This window comes from Sulfitobacter profundi (genome assembly GCF_042661425.1).
In the GTDB taxonomy this organism is placed as follows: domain Bacteria; phylum Pseudomonadota; class Alphaproteobacteria; order Rhodobacterales; family Rhodobacteraceae; genus Sulfitobacter; species Sulfitobacter profundi.
In genome coordinates this window covers 1,607,110-1,622,176 of record NZ_JBHSWA010000001.1, presented here as the reverse complement: position 1 = coordinate 1,622,176, position 15,067 = coordinate 1,607,110, and the positions used below count along the sequence as shown (strand labels likewise).

At 61.4% G+C, this 15,067-nt stretch carries 16 protein-coding genes and 2 pseudogenes; 6 read left to right on the top strand and 12 right to left on the bottom strand.

Annotated elements, in window-relative coordinates:
• Positions 1–2: 2 nt before the first annotated feature.
• The 5 genes from lptC (at position 3) to ACFQAU_RS08455 (ending at position 3,246) form a co-directional block, all read left to right on the top strand.
• The gene (lptC, locus tag ACFQAU_RS08475) at positions 3–611 is read left to right on the top strand and encodes an LPS export ABC transporter periplasmic protein LptC (protein ID WP_120349867.1); all 609 of its coding nucleotides are present in this window, start codon (positions 3–5) and stop codon (positions 609–611) included.
• A gap of 26 nt (positions 612–637) precedes the next feature.
• Positions 638–1,111: a lipopolysaccharide transport periplasmic protein LptA gene (lptA, locus tag ACFQAU_RS08470; protein WP_386283852.1), complete on the top strand. Its 474-nt coding sequence runs from the start codon at positions 638–640 to the stop codon at positions 1,109–1,111.
• Positions 1,108–1,866 (top strand): LPS export ABC transporter ATP-binding protein, encoded by a 759-nt coding sequence (lptB, locus tag ACFQAU_RS08465; protein ID WP_120349865.1) that lies wholly within the window; start codon positions 1,108–1,110, stop codon positions 1,864–1,866. Before lptA ends, lptB begins: the two co-directional genes overlap by 4 nt.
• 308 nt (positions 1,867–2,174) lie before the next feature.
• A complete protein-coding gene (hpf, locus tag ACFQAU_RS08460; protein ID WP_067630564.1) occupies positions 2,175–2,741 on the top strand; it encodes a ribosome hibernation-promoting factor, HPF/YfiA family in 567 nt (188 codons plus the stop codon).
• A gap of 40 nt (positions 2,742–2,781) precedes the next feature.
• Positions 2,782–3,246: a PTS sugar transporter subunit IIA gene (locus ACFQAU_RS08455; RefSeq protein WP_067630567.1), complete on the top strand. Its 465-nt coding sequence runs from the start codon at positions 2,782–2,784 to the stop codon at positions 3,244–3,246.
• Between the two features lie 52 nt (positions 3,247–3,298).
• Here the strand turns inward: ACFQAU_RS08455 and ACFQAU_RS08450 are convergent.
• From ACFQAU_RS08450 to ACFQAU_RS08410, 9 genes and pseudogenes are all read right to left on the bottom strand, one after another.
• A pseudogene (locus ACFQAU_RS08450) lies at positions 3,299–6,427 on the bottom strand (efflux RND transporter permease subunit).
• On the bottom strand, positions 6,424–7,485 hold the full coding sequence (locus ACFQAU_RS08445) for an efflux RND transporter periplasmic adaptor subunit (protein ID WP_386281663.1): 1,062 nt from the start codon (positions 7,483–7,485) through the stop codon (positions 6,424–6,426). The pseudogene ACFQAU_RS08450 and the gene ACFQAU_RS08445 overlap by 4 nt, the downstream one beginning before the upstream one ends.
• Positions 7,482–7,664, bottom strand: a complete 183-nt coding sequence (locus tag ACFQAU_RS08440; protein ID WP_386281660.1) for a hypothetical protein — start codon at positions 7,662–7,664, stop codon at positions 7,482–7,484. The genes ACFQAU_RS08445 and ACFQAU_RS08440 overlap by 4 nt, the downstream gene beginning before the upstream one ends.
• A gap of 42 nt (positions 7,665–7,706) precedes the next feature.
• On the bottom strand, positions 7,707–8,177 hold the full coding sequence (locus ACFQAU_RS08435; protein WP_132444013.1) for a GbsR/MarR family transcriptional regulator: 471 nt from the start codon (positions 8,175–8,177) through the stop codon (positions 7,707–7,709).
• A gap of 128 nt (positions 8,178–8,305) precedes the next feature.
• On the bottom strand, positions 8,306–8,872 hold the full coding sequence (locus ACFQAU_RS08430) for a PqiC family protein (protein WP_067629471.1): 567 nt from the start codon (positions 8,870–8,872) through the stop codon (positions 8,306–8,308).
• A 3-nt stretch (positions 8,873–8,875) separates the two neighbouring features.
• A complete protein-coding gene (locus tag ACFQAU_RS08425) occupies positions 8,876–10,960 on the bottom strand; it encodes a PqiB family protein (RefSeq protein ID WP_120349862.1) in 2,085 nt (694 codons plus the stop codon).
• On the bottom strand, positions 10,953–11,612 hold the full coding sequence (locus ACFQAU_RS08420; RefSeq protein ID WP_201722075.1) for a paraquat-inducible protein A: 660 nt from the start codon (positions 11,610–11,612) through the stop codon (positions 10,953–10,955). Before ACFQAU_RS08420 ends, ACFQAU_RS08425 begins: the two co-directional genes overlap by 8 nt.
• Complete coding sequence (locus tag ACFQAU_RS08415; RefSeq protein WP_386281655.1) at positions 11,570–11,914, bottom strand: paraquat-inducible protein A; 345 nt, start codon at positions 11,912–11,914, stop codon at positions 11,570–11,572. The genes ACFQAU_RS08420 and ACFQAU_RS08415 overlap by 43 nt, the downstream gene beginning before the upstream one ends.
• Positions 11,911–12,180 (bottom strand): paraquat-inducible protein A, encoded by a 270-nt coding sequence (locus ACFQAU_RS08410; protein WP_386281652.1) that lies wholly within the window; start codon positions 12,178–12,180, stop codon positions 11,911–11,913. The genes ACFQAU_RS08415 and ACFQAU_RS08410 overlap by 4 nt, the downstream gene beginning before the upstream one ends.
• Positions 12,181–12,372: 192 nt before the next feature.
• Between ACFQAU_RS08410 and ACFQAU_RS08405 the strand changes: the two genes are divergently transcribed.
• Complete coding sequence (locus tag ACFQAU_RS08405) at positions 12,373–12,933, top strand: type 1 glutamine amidotransferase domain-containing protein (RefSeq protein WP_132444011.1); 561 nt, start codon at positions 12,373–12,375, stop codon at positions 12,931–12,933.
• Positions 12,934–13,111: 178 nt separating this feature from the next.
• On the opposite strand, the pseudogene ACFQAU_RS08400 reads toward ACFQAU_RS08405, so the two are convergent.
• The 3 genes and pseudogenes from ACFQAU_RS08400 to ACFQAU_RS08390 form a co-directional block, all read right to left on the bottom strand.
• Positions 13,112–13,498 (bottom strand): annotated as a pseudogene (locus ACFQAU_RS08400) (CoA transferase); the annotation flags it as partial.
• Positions 13,499–13,551: 53 nt separating this feature from the next.
• Positions 13,552–14,085: a CoA transferase gene (locus ACFQAU_RS08395; protein WP_386281648.1), complete on the bottom strand. Its 534-nt coding sequence runs from the start codon at positions 14,083–14,085 to the stop codon at positions 13,552–13,554.
• Positions 14,082–15,053: a C45 family autoproteolytic acyltransferase/hydolase gene (locus tag ACFQAU_RS08390; protein ID WP_132444009.1), complete on the bottom strand. Its 972-nt coding sequence runs from the start codon at positions 15,051–15,053 to the stop codon at positions 14,082–14,084. The genes ACFQAU_RS08395 and ACFQAU_RS08390 overlap by 4 nt, the downstream gene beginning before the upstream one ends.
• Between the last annotated feature and the right edge of the window lie 14 nt (positions 15,054–15,067).

Genomic DNA, 15,067 nt, shown 5'->3' with positions numbered 1-15,067 from the left:
CGATGAAGGGTGACCGCCACTCTCGCGTCGTCTCTTGGCTGAAAGTGCTCTTTCCGCTGATCGCGCTGGCGCTGCTGTCGACCCTGTTTTTGCTGTCGCGCGCGATTGAACCGCAGGCGGTGATCCCCTTTGCAGATAAAGAAGTGCAAGAGCGGCTGCGCGACCAGCAGATCACCGGCCCCTTCTATTCCGGCACCACGGCGGAGGGCGATCTGATCTCATTCTCGGCGGAAAAGCTGACCACCCCCGGCGGGGAAACCGGCACCAACGAGGCCGAAGAGATCGAGGCGACGCTGGACCTGCAGGGCGGTGCCAAGATCACTCTGCAATCCAACAGAGGTCGGTTTGACACCGGCGCGGAAGAAGCGGAACTGGCGGGCGATGTGCGGGTTAGCACCTCAACCGGCTACCAGATTCTGTCGGACCGGATGACTTCGAACCTCACCACACTAGATCTGCTATCACCCGGCCCGGTCAAAGCCACCAGCCCCGTGGGCGAGATCACCGCCGGGCGCATGGCCATCACCAACCGCCAGAACAGCGCCGGATCGCAATTGCTTTTCACAAAGGGTGTGAAACTGATATACACGCCGCAAGCAACGAAAGAGTAACTGCCTTGAGACATTTGATTATTTTGATGCTGCCGCTGTTTCTCGCGCTGCATGCCGCCCCTGTCTCTGCCCAATCTGCCGATGTGGCCTTTGGCGCGCTAGAGCAAGATACCAGCCTGCCCGTCGAAGTGACCGCCGACAACCTATCGGTCGACAACGCCACGGGCACCGCGGTCTTTACTGGCAATGTGTTGATTTCGCAGGGCGAAATGACCCTGTCCGCCGGCAAGGTCGAGGTGATCTATCGCGCGTCGGATCAAGGCATCGCCAAGTTGGAAGCAACCGGCGGCGTGGTCTTGGTCGCGGGTGAAGACGCCGCTGAATCGCAGCGGGCCGACTATGATATCGACGCAGGCACCTTGGTAATGAGCGGCGATGTGCTGATGACCCAAGGCCCAAGTGCGCTGAGCGCGCAGGAAATGACGGTAAACCTAAACGACGGCACGGCGCAGATGTCAGGCGGCGTGAAGACCATTTTGCAGCCCGGCAGCGGCAACTGATGCCGCCCGAGCTTAAAGTCGCCGGGGGCGAATCCGGCCTGCGCATTCAGCATTTGCGCAAGTCTTATCGCAAGAAAGCGGTAATCCGCGACTTTTCGATGGAGCTTGACCGGGGTGAGGTCGTGGCGCTGCTGGGGCCGAACGGGTCGGGCAAGACCACGACTTTCTACGCGGTGGCCGGGCTGGTCACGCCCGAAGGCGGGCGCGTCACGGTGGATGGCAAGGATGTCACCACCCTGCCGATGTACCGCCGCGCGCAGTTGGGAATCGGCTATCTGCCGCAGGAAATGAGCATCTTTCGCGGGCTGTCGGTGCAAGACAACATCAGCGCGATTCTCGATATCCGGGTCAAACACCGTCACCAGCGCCGCGAACGGCTCGAAGAGCTGCTGACCGAGTTTTCCATCGAACACCTGCGCCGCGCGCCTGCGCTGGCCCTGTCGGGTGGGGAGCGTCGCCGGGTCGAAATCGCCCGCTGTCTGGCCGCCAATCCCAACTATCTGCTGCTTGACGAACCCTTTGCCGGGGTCGATCCAATCTCAGTCGGGGACATCCGGCAATTGGTTGCCGACCTTAAAAAACGTGGCATCGGCGTGCTGATCACCGACCACAACGTCCGCGAAACCCTAGAGATCGTGGACCGCGCCTATATCCTGCATGAGGGCAAAGTTCTGATGTCCGGAACGCCCGAAGAAGTTGTGCAAAACGAGAATGTGCGCCGCGTCTACCTTGGCGATAACTTCCGTATTTCCTAAGACTTAGCGCGTTTCGCCCGGCCTTTCAGCCCTCGGCAGGGCCCTGCCTGCACTTTGCGGAAAACCGCTCTGATTGTAGCGATAAAAGAATGGCGGGTGCATCGGCGCCATTGACTTTCAAACGGAAACGCGGCCTCATTGACCTATGGTGACATCGCGTTCCTGTTTGATCCTGCATCGCCCTTCCCGCGAAGGAACGGTTAAAATCATCCTGGTCGCAGCACCATTCCTCCATATCTGAAAGTTGTCGCGCTCCACGCATGTGGACCGTTTGGCAATGTTCGGAACAAGAAAGACAAGGAGACGATATGCGGTATCAGATCAGTGGCAAACAGATCGACATTGGCGATGCGCTCCGGACACATGTCCGGACCGAACTGGACGAGGCGGTCAGCAAATATGCTGAACGCCCGACAGATGCTCTGGTGGTGTTTTCCAAAACAGGTCACGAATTTGCCTGCGAGGCCACCGTGCATCTTTCCACCGGTCTCAATGCGTCGGCCAAGGCCAAGGCGACAGAGATCTATGCCGCCTTCGATAGCTGCTGCGAAAAGATGGAAAAACAGCTGCGCCGCTACAAGCGCCGCCTGAAGGACCATCACAAAGAACGCGCCGAACCGGTTGAACTTTTGGGTGCGTCCTCCTATATCCTCGCGTCAGACAGCGATTCAGATGCGCAGGAACCTGATACCCTCCAACCCATGATCATTGCAGAGATGCAGACGAAGGTGCCAACTTTGTCTGTCGGTGAAGCGGTGATGCAGATGGAATTGTCGGGCGACCCGGTGCTGCTGTTTCGCAAGGAAGGCCAGGAAGGGATGAACGTCGTGTACCGTCGAGAAGACGGCAACATCGGCTGGATCGACCCTTCGTAACCCACGGCGGTAATATCCGCCAAAGAGCAGGGCGAGCGGAATGGATTTCGGCAAACTCCTCAAGCCAGAGGCCGTGAAGGTTTTGACTTCGGCTTCGAGCAAGAAGCGTCTGATGCAGGATATCGGCGAACTCGCCCAGCAAGCCTATGGGCTGCCGGCCGGCCAAGTGGTGGATGCGCTGATGACGCGCGAAACCCTCGGGCCGACCGGTGTCGGCCACGGCGTCGCCCTGCCCCATGCGCGGATGGACGGGATCGACAAGGTTGTCGGTGCTTTCGTGCTGCTGGACAAACCGATTGATTTCTCTTCGGTCGATCGTCAGCCAGTCGATGTGGCCTTTGCCCTCTTCGCCCCCGAAGATGCGGGGGTGGAGCACCTCAAGGCGCTGGCGCTGGTGGCCCGCACGCTTCGCGACACCAGCATCTGCACCAAGCTGCGGTCGAACCCCGACCCGGCCACGCTTTACACCATCCTGACCGAGGACAAGGCCGACAAGGCCGCCTGATCTTGGGCCGCCTGATCTTGGGCCGCCTGATCTTGGGCCGCATGACCTTGGCTTAGATCGCGACCGGTTCCGGCTCTTGCGGGGTCGGCTCGGCGCGTTTCGCTTTCTTTTCTCCCAACATCAGCATCGCCGGTGTCACCACCAGCGTCAGCACAGTGGCCACCACCAGACCGCCCGCGATGGCCGAACTCAGCTCGGTCCACCATTGGGTAGAGGGCGCGCCATAAACGATCTCACGGGTGAAAAAGTTGATGTTGAGGCCGATCACCATGGGCATCAGGCCAAGCGCCGTGGTGACCGAGGTCAGCACCACCGGACGCAAACGCTGCGCCCCGGTGCGCAGCGCGGCCTCCAGCGGCGACAGCCCCGCTTTTTGAGGTCATTATAGGTGTCGATCAAAACGATGTTATTGTTCACCACGATCCCCGCCAAGGCGATCACACCGATCCCCCCATGACCACCCCAAAGGGCCGCCCGGTGATCAACAGGCCGAACAGCACCCCGGCAATCGAAAACACGATGGCCGACATGACGACAAAGGCTTGGTAGAAGCTGTTGAACTGGATCACGAGGATCACGAACATCAGGAAAATCGCGGTAATAAACGCCCCCGCGAGGAAAATCATCGATTCCTGCTGGTCCTCCGCCTCCCCGGCGAAGGAGGCTTCGACACCCGGCGGCAGGTCCATCGCGTCAATCGCGCTGCGTAGGGCGACGGTTTGGTCGTTCACCAGAACGCCCGGTGCGACATTGGCCTCAATCGTCACCACCCGCTCTTGATCCACCCGCGTGATCGTACCGGTGCGGGGGCTTGGCTCAAAGGTCACGAAGTTCGAGATCGGCACCAGCCCCGCCGAGGTCGGCACCCGCAGCGATTGCAACTCTTCCAGCGTGCGCTCATCCGATGGAAAGCGCACGTTGATGTCGATGGACCCTTCGGCATCATCGGGCCGGTAATCCGCCACGGTGATGCCCCGCGTCAGCAGTTGCACAGCCTGCCCCAGTGTCGAGATATCGGCCCCAAACCGCGCCGCCTCAGAGCGGTTCACCGCGATGCGCCATTCCACCCCCGGCAGGGGGCGCGAGTCGGTCACGTCGGTAAAGCCGCCGATATCGGCCATCTTTTCGCGGATTTGGTCGACCACCTGTTGCTGCACCTCAGGATCATGGGCTTGGACCCGCAGATTGACCGGCTTGCCCGCCGATGGGCCGTTCGAGGCGGTCTGCACCTGTACGTCGATCCCCGGAATGGCCGCCATCTCGGTCCGGATTTCTTCGCCGATCATGGCAGCGGTCCGCCGTTCGTCCCATTCGGTGAACTCAACCTGAATGGTGCCGATCAGGTCGGCGCTGTCGCGGTTGCTGCTGCCGGTGCGGGCATAGACGCTGGCAATCTCGTCGTAGGCAAAGAGACGTTGCTCGACCTGCCGCACCAGCGCGTCTTGTTCGTAGATCGAGAAATTGTCCCGCGCGCGCACCTGTACCTGCGCAAAATCAGGCTCTACCTCTGGGAAAAAGGTGATGCCGTTGCCAAATTGCGCATAGGCGGTGAAGCCGCCCATCAGCATGGCAATGGCAAGGATCAGCGTCATCCATGGCCGCAGAATGGCGAATTGCAGCAGTTTGACATAGCCGCCGGTGAAGCCCTTCAGGTCACGCGGATCGCCCTGTTCGGCGGCATAGAGCGTGGCCTTATCCTTAGCGGATTGCGGGGGCCGTTTGCCGATGATCCCGCCAACCACGGGAATGAAAACCAGCGCCATGAAAAGCGATGCGGTCAGGGTCAGGATCACGGTGATGGGCAGGAACTTCATGAACTCGCCCACCGTGCCGGTCCAAAACAGCAACGGAAAGAACACGCTGAGCGTCGTGGCGGTAGAGGCGATGATCGGCCATGCCATGCGCTTGGCGGCATGGGCATAGGCAGCGCGGGGCGCATGCCCCTCTTGCAGGCGGCGGTCGGCCAGTTCGGTGGTCACGATGGCCCCGTCCACCAGCATCCCCACCACAAGGATCAGCGAGAAGAGCACCACAAGGTTCATCGTATAGCCCATGACCCAAAGCGCCGTGACCCCGGCCAAAAACGCCCCCGGAATCGCCAGCCCCACCAGCAGCGCCGAGCGGACGCCCAAGGCCCAGACGATCACGATCATCACAAGGATCACCGCCGCAATGACATTGGCCTCAAGATCGCTGAGCATGTCTTGGACCTGCTCGGATTCGTCTTGGGTGTATTTGACTGTGATGCTGTCGGGCCATTCCGCGCGCATCTCGTCGATCAACTCACGCACGGCGGCGACTGTTTCGATGATATTCGCGCCGGAGCGTTTCTTGATCTCAAGCGCCAGTGCGGGCTGGCCGTCGATACGGGCAAAACCGGTGGGGTCTTTGAAGGTTCGGCGGATCGCGGCGACATCGGCGAAGGTCACCACCGTATCGCCACGCACCTTGATCGGCAGCGACATGACATCTTCGACATTCTCGATCAGCCCCGGCACTTTGAGCACCAGCCGCCCCGCGCCGCTTTCAATCGCCCCCGCCGCAATCAGGCGGTTGTTGCGGTTGATCTGGCTGATCAGCTCTTCAAAAGAGATGTTGTAGGTCTCGAACACTGTGGGGTCGATCAGCACCTCCAGAAGTTCCGTACGCTCACCGCCGACATCGACCTCAAGCACGCCTGACAGCCCCTCAATCGCGTCCTTCAACTCCTCCGAAATGGTGTTGAGCGTCCGTTCCGGCACCGGGCCGGACAGGATCGCTGTCAGGATCGGGAAAAGCGCGGTGTTGATCTCGGTCACGACCGGATCGGTGGCGTCTTCGGGCAGGTCCGACTTGGCCCGGTCCACGCCTTCGCGCACCTTGTCGAGCGCCTCGTCGGAATCAAAACCCGGCTCGAACTCCAACTGCACCGAGGCATGACCTTCGGCGCCGTTGGAGGTGATCTGTTTCAGCCCGGTAATGGCACTGAGTTCGGTCTCAAGCGGTTCGACCAATAGCCGTTCGCTATCTTCCGGAGAGATACCTTCGAGCGAGGTCGAGACATAGAGTGTCGGGATCGGATCTCGGGCGAGCTTTCCTTGGGGATGCCGATATAGGCATAGGCACCGACGGCCAAGATCATCACCAAGCTCAGGATCACCACGCGGGCGCGGCTGAAAGCGGCGTCGATCAGCGCGTTCATTCCACCTGCTCCGGCTGGGCGGCATCGGCGCTGCCGGTGATCTGCCCGTCACCGGTTGGCTGTTCCTCCAATTCGTCAATCTCAGGCACGCCCGCCATCGGCTGCCCCTCGGGGCTTGAATCCGTGCCGGTTTCGGGCTGGGGGTTAACGGTCTCTCCGTCGTTCACGAAACCCTGCCCGATGGTGATGATTTCGGCCTCATCCGGCAGGCCCGCAATCCAGATACCATCGGTCTGGGCACGCACGATCGCGATCTTGTTGAAAACGACCTTGTCCTCGTCATTCACGGTTTTGACACCCAATGTGCCATTGGTGTCCAAGGACAGGATCGCCGGAGAAACGAAATGCGCGCGGGTCTCGCCCGTAGGAATACGCACGCGGGCCGAGATACCGGCAGGAATCGCACCATCGGCGTTTTCGACCCTAACCTCGGCGGTAAAGGTCCGGGTTTCGGCGCTGGCGCTGCTTGAGACGAATTGCACCTTCCCCTGCGCCTCTGTCCCGGTGATGAACACGACCTCGGCGCTTTGCCCTTCCTTGATGTCTTTTAGCGACTGCTGAGGCACCTGCACTTGGATCGTCAGCGGGGAGTTGTCGACCAGACGTGCGATTTCCTCACCAGTGGAGACGAACTCTCCGGCAGAGATATCCAGCATCTCTAACCGACCGGGAAAGGGGGCGCGGATTTCGGTGTTGTTCAGCGCCTCTTCGGCTGAAGTGACCGACGCCTGCGCGGCGGCCAAGGTCGCCCGCGCTTGGCTGACCCGGTCCACGGTCGAGACGCCCCGGTCCAGTAGGGCTTCGGCATTGTCGTATTCCCGCTGTGCGCGGCTTAATTCCTCGCGGGCGCGGGCCAGATCGGAATCCCGCGCCGTGGTGCTGAGACGCGCGATCAACGTACCCGCGTCGACCACATCGCCCTTGGCTACCAGCACCTCGGCGATTTCTCCGCCTGCTTCGGCGCGGACCATCGTGTCGCGGTCCGGCAGGGCCTGACCTTCGGCCACAAAGACCTGCGTCACACTTTTGGCTTGAGAGCCGCGCACGGCCACTGTCACCGCCTCGGGCGAGAGGGGGCAGGTGCGGCTTCCTCGGTTTCTTCGGCGGGAATGATATAGCCGCTGCCCATCCAAAGTCCGATCAACAGCGCGATTCCACCGGCGATGAATTTCGACCGTTTCGAGCCAGCATCGCTGTCGAATGAAAGCGTCTGGCGCTCTTGAGATGTGTCACTCATTGATCGAACTCCATCACCGCGTTCCTGTTTGCAGGTCGCGCGTCAATTCTTGGGTTTGCTCACCCGGGTTGCGACATCAGCAAGCGCGGTGCTGATCGCGTCGTAAAACTCGGCAAAGGAATCGAGCCTCGCGCGTACGCCGTCGGCCTCTTCGGGCAGTTTGCTGATCGTGTCGCTAATCTCGGCCTTGGCGTGGCGCGTGCCTGCCAGCGCGAATTTTGTCATCGCGGCATAGGCGTCATCGGCAAGTTGAAAGTAGTCCTGCCGGTCGCCGGTTTTGTTCACCCGCCGGATCAGGCCCCGCTCTTCCAGCACACGGATTGATGTGCTGATCGTGGCGCGGCTGACGGACAAACGGCGCGACAGCGCGCCAAAGGCAATCGGCTCGCCCTCGAAAACGAGCATGGCAAAGACCTGTCCCGACATGCGCGGCAGGCCCTCGCCCATGGCGATCACGCCCATGCGCGTGATGAAATCATCGCGGACTTGGTCGATTTGGTCTGTGGTATCCATCTGTTCCCCGTCAACGACACGCTGCGTTGACGGTAGATAAACAAGGCCCGGCACAAATCAAGTCTATTCAGAAAATTCCGAACAGACTGAACACGACATGCCGCAAGGTCATTTTCGGGCGAACTGCCCTACTTCAACCCGTTTTGCGCGATGTAGCGGGCCAGATCGAGCACAAGCTGGCCGCGCGCTGTGGCGATGGCATTGGCCCCGCCTTCGGGGTTGAACGGCACGCTGAGGTCAAACAGGCCCGAACGCTCCCGACGGTCATCGGGGACGGCCACGAAATACTGACCAGAGGCGCGGAATTCTCCGGCTTCGGTGGCCACCATTTCGGCAAAGCGCACTTCGAGACGGGCATCGGGGAAAGCCTCAAAAGGCCAAGGCTCAGACGCGATGCGCCGCCCGGTCATCCGCGCGAGGTTTTGGCTCAGCTCCAGCGCCACGGCCCGTTCGGGGGCATCGGCCCACAGCACATCGGTCGAACTGACCAGACTGCCGTCGGCCATCTGCAGCGAAATCTCTTCGGCGGCGGCATAGGTTGGCAGGGACACGTCGCGCACCTCAACCGAGCTAAAAGCGATCGAAGTCTTTTCTGTGACCGCCGGGGCGCGCACGGTGAAACGCTCAGCAGCGCCGCCACAGGCCGCCAAGGCTGCCAGCAGGCCGAGGGTGATCAGAGGTCTTGCAACATTCATGCTTTACCGTCCCAGCAATAGAGAATTGGGGTTACGTTCGATGGTCCGCGCCAAAGATGCAAGCGCATCGGCGGCTTTCTGGATGTCGCGCAGGGTGCGCTCGGCGCTGCGGCTTAGCTGTTCGCCTTGGTTATAGCCTTCTATGGTGCGGCTGGCCTGCGCGAAAAGCGCGGTCAAACGTTCGACCACCTGCGGCAGATCGCGGGCCGAGACGGCGATGCTATCCGCCGCATTGCGGGCCGAGGCCAAGGTGCGGTTCACATTCTCAACCGCGCCGCCTTCGCGCAATTCTACCAACGTGGCGTTCACCTCATCCAATGCTCGCTTGAGCGCGCCCGGCAGGGCCACCGCGTCTTCAGTGCCGATCACCGCATCGGCGGATTCGGTGAGGTCCGTCAGCGCGACGACCAACTCTTCGACTTCCAGTGTTTCGGCCTTGGCCGCCACGGCCTGAATGCGCTCTACCAACTCTGGCACGCCCTCAACCGAAGACGATACCGCGTTCGCCGCCTCCGATGCCCCTTCAAGCGCGGTGGACAGGCGCTCGGCGATCCGCTCTTCCTCAAGCTGGGCCACCAGTTCTTCGATCCGCACCAGCGTGCCGTTCAAGGCGACCGGCACGTTCTTGACCTCTTCGGAGGAGACCAGCCCCGTCAGTTCACCCAAAAGGGTCCGCACATCCTGCGGCGTTTCGCGCAGGTCTTCGTCTGAGACGAAAGCCTCTGCCGAATTAAGGAAAGTAATCGCACTGTTGAGCAACTCTTCGATCGGCAGGCTGTTGATGCGGGTAAAGACCCCTTCGACCGTGGCCGCCGCATCGGAAACATCGCTTTCAGTGGTCGGCATCAGTGCAAGACCGTTATCAGCCGCTTCCAACGATGCCTCAGGCACGTCTTCCACCGTCACGAACTCAACCTTCAAGCCGCCGGTCAACAAGCTGGCCGAGGCCAGCCGCGCACGCAGGCCGTTTTCCACACGCTCTTGTAAGAAGGCCAGCGCGGCTTCGGCGGTTACGTCGTCTTGCAACCCCAGATGCGCCGGTTGGATCGACAAGATCGCGTTGAGCCGAACCCGGCTATCGCCAAAGCGTTCGAAATCCACGAGGCCCGACAGGGTCTCGACCTCACCGATCTCAAGCCCGCTCATTTCAACCGGGGCGCCGACGATCAGCCCTGAGATATTGTCGTCGAACACAACGCTCAACTTGAGCGGATCCACTTCGGAAGCGTTAAAGACAGAGTTCCGCGCGGTTTCCTTGTCGGGGTAGATCTCAAACACCGTCCCGTCAGACACCTGCGCCCCGCCCGAGACGAAGGTGTCAAAGGTGATGCCGCCGCCCACGAGGGTAGCGAGCGAGGAAAAGTCAATCTCGGCCCCCGCCGGGCCGATGTTGACGCTAAAGCCGGAGGCGTCCCAGAAACGGGTGGATTCATTGATCAGTTGGCGGTGCTCTTCAAAGATCAGCGCCTCAACAATGGCAAAGTTGCCCCGCGGGGCAATCTTGGCATAGCCTACGCGGCCCACTTCGATGCCCTTGTAAAGGATCGGCGCATTGTCGGTCAGCTGGCCATTGGCGGTGGACCGAAAGGCAATCTCAAGCCCGCCCTGACCGCCACGGATCAAAGGCTCGGTCGATGACCCCTGAAAACGCTGCGCCGCCGGGCCGACCTGCTGGTCCCATGACCCTTCGATATAGACACCGCTCAGCACCGTGCTGAGGCCGGTAATGCCCTGCGCGGTGACTTCGGGCTGTACGACCCAAAAGACCGCACCGTTGTCGATATAGGGGGCCACATCTTTGTCGAGCCGGATATGCGCCGTCACCCGGTCCAGATCCGAGGTGAAGCCGACCTTTTCGACCACACCGACCGTCACATCGCGAAAGCGCAATTCGGTCTCTCCAGCAGAGATGCCCGCGCCCTCTTCGAACTCCACAATGATCACCGGGCCGCGTTCGCTATAAGAGCGATACGCCACGAAGAGCGCCACGATCAGGGCAAGGATCGGGATGATCCAGATCACCGACGCCCCGCTGAGGAACATCTTGCGTGTCGGAGAAATCGGTACGTCGGGAGGCGTCTTAGTCATCGGTTTTCAGGCCCTCGTCCTTGGTCTGAGCGTCCCAGATCATGCGGGTATCAAACGCTTGCGCCGCCAGCATGGTAAAGATCACGGAGAGGGCGAAAAAGATGCTCGCGGTACCGGGATTGATGGCGGCCAGTGTCTTGAGTTGCACCAGAGCGGATAAAATCGCAACCACAAAGATATCGATCATCGACCAGCGGCCAATGTACTCAACCACTTCGTAAAGGTAGTGCCGCTGCCGCTGCGAGGTGACAGAGCGCCGTTTGACGCTGATCGCAAGAAAGGCCACGGCCATGAACTTGGCCAGCGGAATGGCAACAGAGGCAAAGAGGATGATAAAGGCGATCCCCCAATTGCCGTATTGCGCCAGTTCCACCGCGCCGCCGATGATGGTGCTTTCCTCGACCTGAAACAGCGTCCGGGTCTTGAGCATCGGGTAGGTGTTGGCGGGGATGTAGCACATCAGCCCAACGGTCCAGAACGCCCAGACACGCTGAAGGCTCAACCGATCGCGTGAGACCAGCTTGCTGCCGCAGCGGCTGCAGGTCTGCGTGCCCATCGGCGCGGGCTTGCTACAACGGGTGCAGGCCACGACGCCCAATTCCCGCGCGCTCAGGATGTCTTGGGATGTTCCAGAGAGTTCCATACAGACCATTTGCATAAGAATCTGTCCTGCGCGATGACGAGGATCACCAGCGCGCCGAACATGTAAAACGCCGGGCCAAAGCCGACATCGGCCAGATCGGCCACTTTAACCAGCGCCACCGCACAGCCGATGGCAAAGACCTCGGCCATCGACCAAGGGCGCAGTTCCTCTGACAGGCGAAAGGCGGCGACGGCATGCCGCGCGGCCGGGCGATCCAGCACCACGGGGATCAACACATAGAGCGTCAGCAATACCCGCAAAAGCGGAATGAAAAAGATCAGCGCCGCCGTGGCCAGCGACAGAAAGATCATCGCCCCCCTGAAAAGGCAAGCGCCGCATCCAGCACCGACACCGCGTTGCGGGCCCCCGCCGCGTCAATCGTAAGGAAGGGAAAGACCGCCGCCCCGATGATCAACACCATGACTGCAACCGCCACGGCGATGATTTGCAAACCTGCATTCCTGCGCGGCGTGATCAGGGCCGTGTGGCACCGCTCACAAGCCGCGCGTTCCCCATGGGCGGGGCGGCGTAGCCGGTAGACGGCGTCGCATTGCGGACAGACGATCAATTCGTCCATGGGCAGTTCGGCGAGGGGGTGTCGGGGTGATCCATTCTGAACGCATATATGATGCCGCTCTTGGCTGTATCAACAAATATTCGCGGCCCTGTGGCGCATCTGCACCGGCGGATCACTGCCCTCGCGCGAATGTGAGCGGAACAGGGGACCATGCACATCGTTGGTCCAGCAGAAATCACAAAGGAGAAAGCAATGACCGATATCACCAATGCAAAGATCCTGATCCTCGCCACCAACGGTTTTGAGCAGTCCGAACTGGAAAAACCCCTGAACGATCTCCGCGACCGCGGCGCCACTGTCCATGTGGCCACCCCCGACGGGAATGAGATCAAGGGCTGGGACGAAGACGACTGGGGCAACACCGTGCCCGCAGACCTCGCCCTTCGGGACGTAAATGTTGATGACTACCAAGGCATCGTGCTGCCCGGCGGCCAGATCAACCCTGACCTGCTGCGCGCCAACGATGACGCTGTGGCCCTGATCCGCAAGTTCCACGACAGCGGCAAGACCGTCGCCGCGATTTGCCATGCCCCATGGCTGCTGATCGAAGCGGGCATTATCAAGGGCCGCAAGGCAACCTGCTTTAGCTCCATCGCGACCGACGTGAAGAACGCTGGCGCGCAGTATGAAGACAGCGAAGTGGTGGCCGACCAAGGCATCGTGACCAGCCGCTCGCCCGAGGATCTCGACGCATTCGTCGCCAAGATCGTCGAGGAGATCGAAGAAGGCAAACACGACCGCAAAGCGGCCTAAGCCTGAGCTTTCGTTCCAAGATTGACCCCCGGCCCTCGCGCCGGGGTTTTTCATGCGCGGTCCAAACGTAGGCCAAGCTCCGCCAGCACCGCATCGGTGTCCGCCCCGATGGCACGCGGGGGCTGGGCATCTGGGGCGCAGTTGCGCCAAAACGCGGCGCACGGCCCGATTGCAGCACGGCGTCTACCCGCACCACATTGCCGCGTGCCGCCATCTGCGGGTGGTCCGGCGCTTCGGAAAAGCTGAGCACGGGGGCCACGCAGGCATCCGAACCGTCGAAATGCGCGGCCCAGTCATCACGGGCGCGGGTTGCGAATATCGCGGCGAATTCGGCGGTCCGCGCCTCCCAAGTCGCCCGGTCGTTCTGGCTGGCGGCTAGGTCCGCAGGCAGACCCAGCTTCTCCAACAGGATCGCGTAGAACTGCGGCTCCAACGCGCCCACAGAGATGAATTTTCCATCGGCGCAGGTGTAGCAGCGGTAGAAGGGCGCGGCCCCGTCAAGCCAATTGGTAGCGCGTTCCTCGGTCCATGTGCCTTGGGCCAACATGCCGTGGATCAACCCCATCATCGCAGGCACCCCGTCGACCATCGCAGCATCGACAACTTGACCTTTGCCGGTCACCCCCGCTCGATCACTGCCGAGAGGATGCCAAACAGCAAGAACATCGTGCCGCCGCCGTAATCCGCCACCATGTTCAAAGGCGGCACCGGGGGCGCACCCGCGCTGCCCATGGCGTGCAAGGCCCCTGTTAGAGCCAGATAATTGATGTCATGCCCCGCCGTCTGCGCCCATGGGCCGGTCTGACCCCAGCCGGTCATGCGGCCATAGATCAGCTTGTCAGAGCAATCTGTTGGGCCGAGGCCCAAACGCTCCATCACGCCGGGGCGAAACCCTTCGATCAGCACATCGGCAGAGGCAATCAGCGCCCGCGCTGCCGCGATCCCTTCGGGGGTTTTCAAGTTCACCACCACCGACCGCTTGCCACGGCGGTTGATATCGGACGGGTCCGCCGGGGCGGCTTTGCGGTCGACCGTGATGACATCCGCGCCCAGATCAGCCAGCAGTTGCCCCGCCAATGGGGCGGGGCCGAGGCCGGAGAACTCCACCACCCGCAGCGACGACAGCGGCCCTTTGCGCGCCGCCCTGCTCATGCCGCCCCCGGTACCAAGACCTGCCGCGCGCCTTCGGTGAAATCCGACAGCGACAGCGCCCAGGTCGTGCCGGGCCAGCGCAATTCCATCTCGCGTTTTCGTGGACGGTAAACAGCGGTGTAAAGCGTGCCGAACCCGGCGTTGAATGCCGTGGAATAAAGCGGAGGTTTCAGAAAGGCGCCGATGAATTTCTCTTCCGGATCGCGGTGCAGACGCAGACGTTGCAAAAGATAGCGCTCCCGCTCGACCGTGGCGGTAAAACGGGCGTGGCTGATCCATTCCACATTTTCCTGGTGATTGGTCGCCACCGCGGCGCGGGTGGTGACAGCCGGGCGGTCAGGGGCCATCATCGCGGTCAGGTAGCTCCGCTTCCGATCGAGCACGGTGACGTTATAGCTCATATGCGTCGGCACCCGTGCCAGCACCTCTCCCGCCTCTTGCGCGGTTTCGCAGGTCTGCAGCACATAGCGTAGGATCAGCGGCACGCCGAACCCTTCGCCTACCACACGACGCCCGCCAAAGGTTAGCGAGATCGACAGCCCCGCATCATTCACCCCATCGACCAGCCCCCATAGCCCATCCGATGTGCCCATGACCTGCCGCCCCTGCCAGCCCGAGCGCAGCACCATCGCGTCGAATGCATTGGGATTGTAGTCATAGTTGCGCACCATGACCGGTTCTTTCCCGGCCCAGATCGCCTGTGAACAGGCCGAGAGATAGGGCGGCGGGCAATAGAAGCTCAGAAACCGCGCCGCGTGATCGCCGCCGCCCGCGAGGGTGCAAAGCTCATCATAAAGCGGCAGCATCTCGGGCATATGTTTGCCCAAGGCGCGACGGCATTGGGCATAGGTCGGGCGCGCGGCCTCCCCTTCCTTCAGCCACCATGCATGGTAGTCAGGCCAATAGGCTGCGAAGAGACCGGCCCACTTGGGGCCGGGCTGATCTTCGGACATTGCGCGCCAGTACATCGCGGCCTTTCATC

Excerpts from the sequence above, each read along its gene's own strand:
- ACFQAU_RS08440 (WP_386281660.1), bottom strand. The coding sequence starts at position 7,664 with ATGAGTGACACATCTCAAGAGCGCCAGACGCTTTCATTCGACAGCGAT.
- ACFQAU_RS08420 (WP_201722075.1), bottom strand. The coding sequence starts at position 11,612 with ATGGTCTGTATGGAACTCTCTGGAACATCCCAAGACATCCTGAGCGCG.
- ACFQAU_RS08455 (WP_067630567.1), top strand. The coding sequence starts at position 2,782 with ATGGATTTCGGCAAACTCCTCAAGCCAGAGGCCGTGAAGGTTTTGACT.
- ACFQAU_RS08390 (WP_132444009.1), bottom strand. The coding sequence starts at position 15,053 with ATGTACTGGCGCGCAATGTCCGAAGATCAGCCCGGCCCCAAGTGGGCC.
- ACFQAU_RS08435 (WP_132444013.1), bottom strand. The coding sequence starts at position 8,177 with ATGGATACCACAGACCAAATCGACCAAGTCCGCGATGATTTCATCACG.
- hpf (WP_067630564.1), top strand. The coding sequence starts at position 2,175 with ATGCGGTATCAGATCAGTGGCAAACAGATCGACATTGGCGATGCGCTC.
- ACFQAU_RS08415 (WP_386281655.1), bottom strand. The coding sequence starts at position 11,914 with ATGATCTTTCTGTCGCTGGCCACGGCGGCGCTGATCTTTTTCATTCCG.
- ACFQAU_RS08395 (WP_386281648.1), bottom strand. The coding sequence starts at position 14,085 with ATGAGCAGGGCGGCGCGCAAAGGGCCGCTGTCGTCGCTGCGGGTGGTG.
- lptA (WP_386283852.1), top strand. The coding sequence starts at position 638 with ATGCTGCCGCTGTTTCTCGCGCTGCATGCCGCCCCTGTCTCTGCCCAA.
- ACFQAU_RS08430 (WP_067629471.1), bottom strand. The coding sequence starts at position 8,872 with ATGAATGTTGCAAGACCTCTGATCACCCTCGGCCTGCTGGCAGCCTTG.
- ACFQAU_RS08410 (WP_386281652.1), bottom strand. The coding sequence starts at position 12,180 with ATGGACGAATTGATCGTCTGTCCGCAATGCGACGCCGTCTACCGGCTA.
- ACFQAU_RS08405 (WP_132444011.1), top strand. The coding sequence starts at position 12,373 with ATGACCGATATCACCAATGCAAAGATCCTGATCCTCGCCACCAACGGT.
- ACFQAU_RS08425 (WP_120349862.1), bottom strand. The coding sequence starts at position 10,960 with ATGACTAAGACGCCTCCCGACGTACCGATTTCTCCGACACGCAAGATG.
- lptC (WP_120349867.1), top strand. The coding sequence starts at position 3 with ATGAAGGGTGACCGCCACTCTCGCGTCGTCTCTTGGCTGAAAGTGCTC.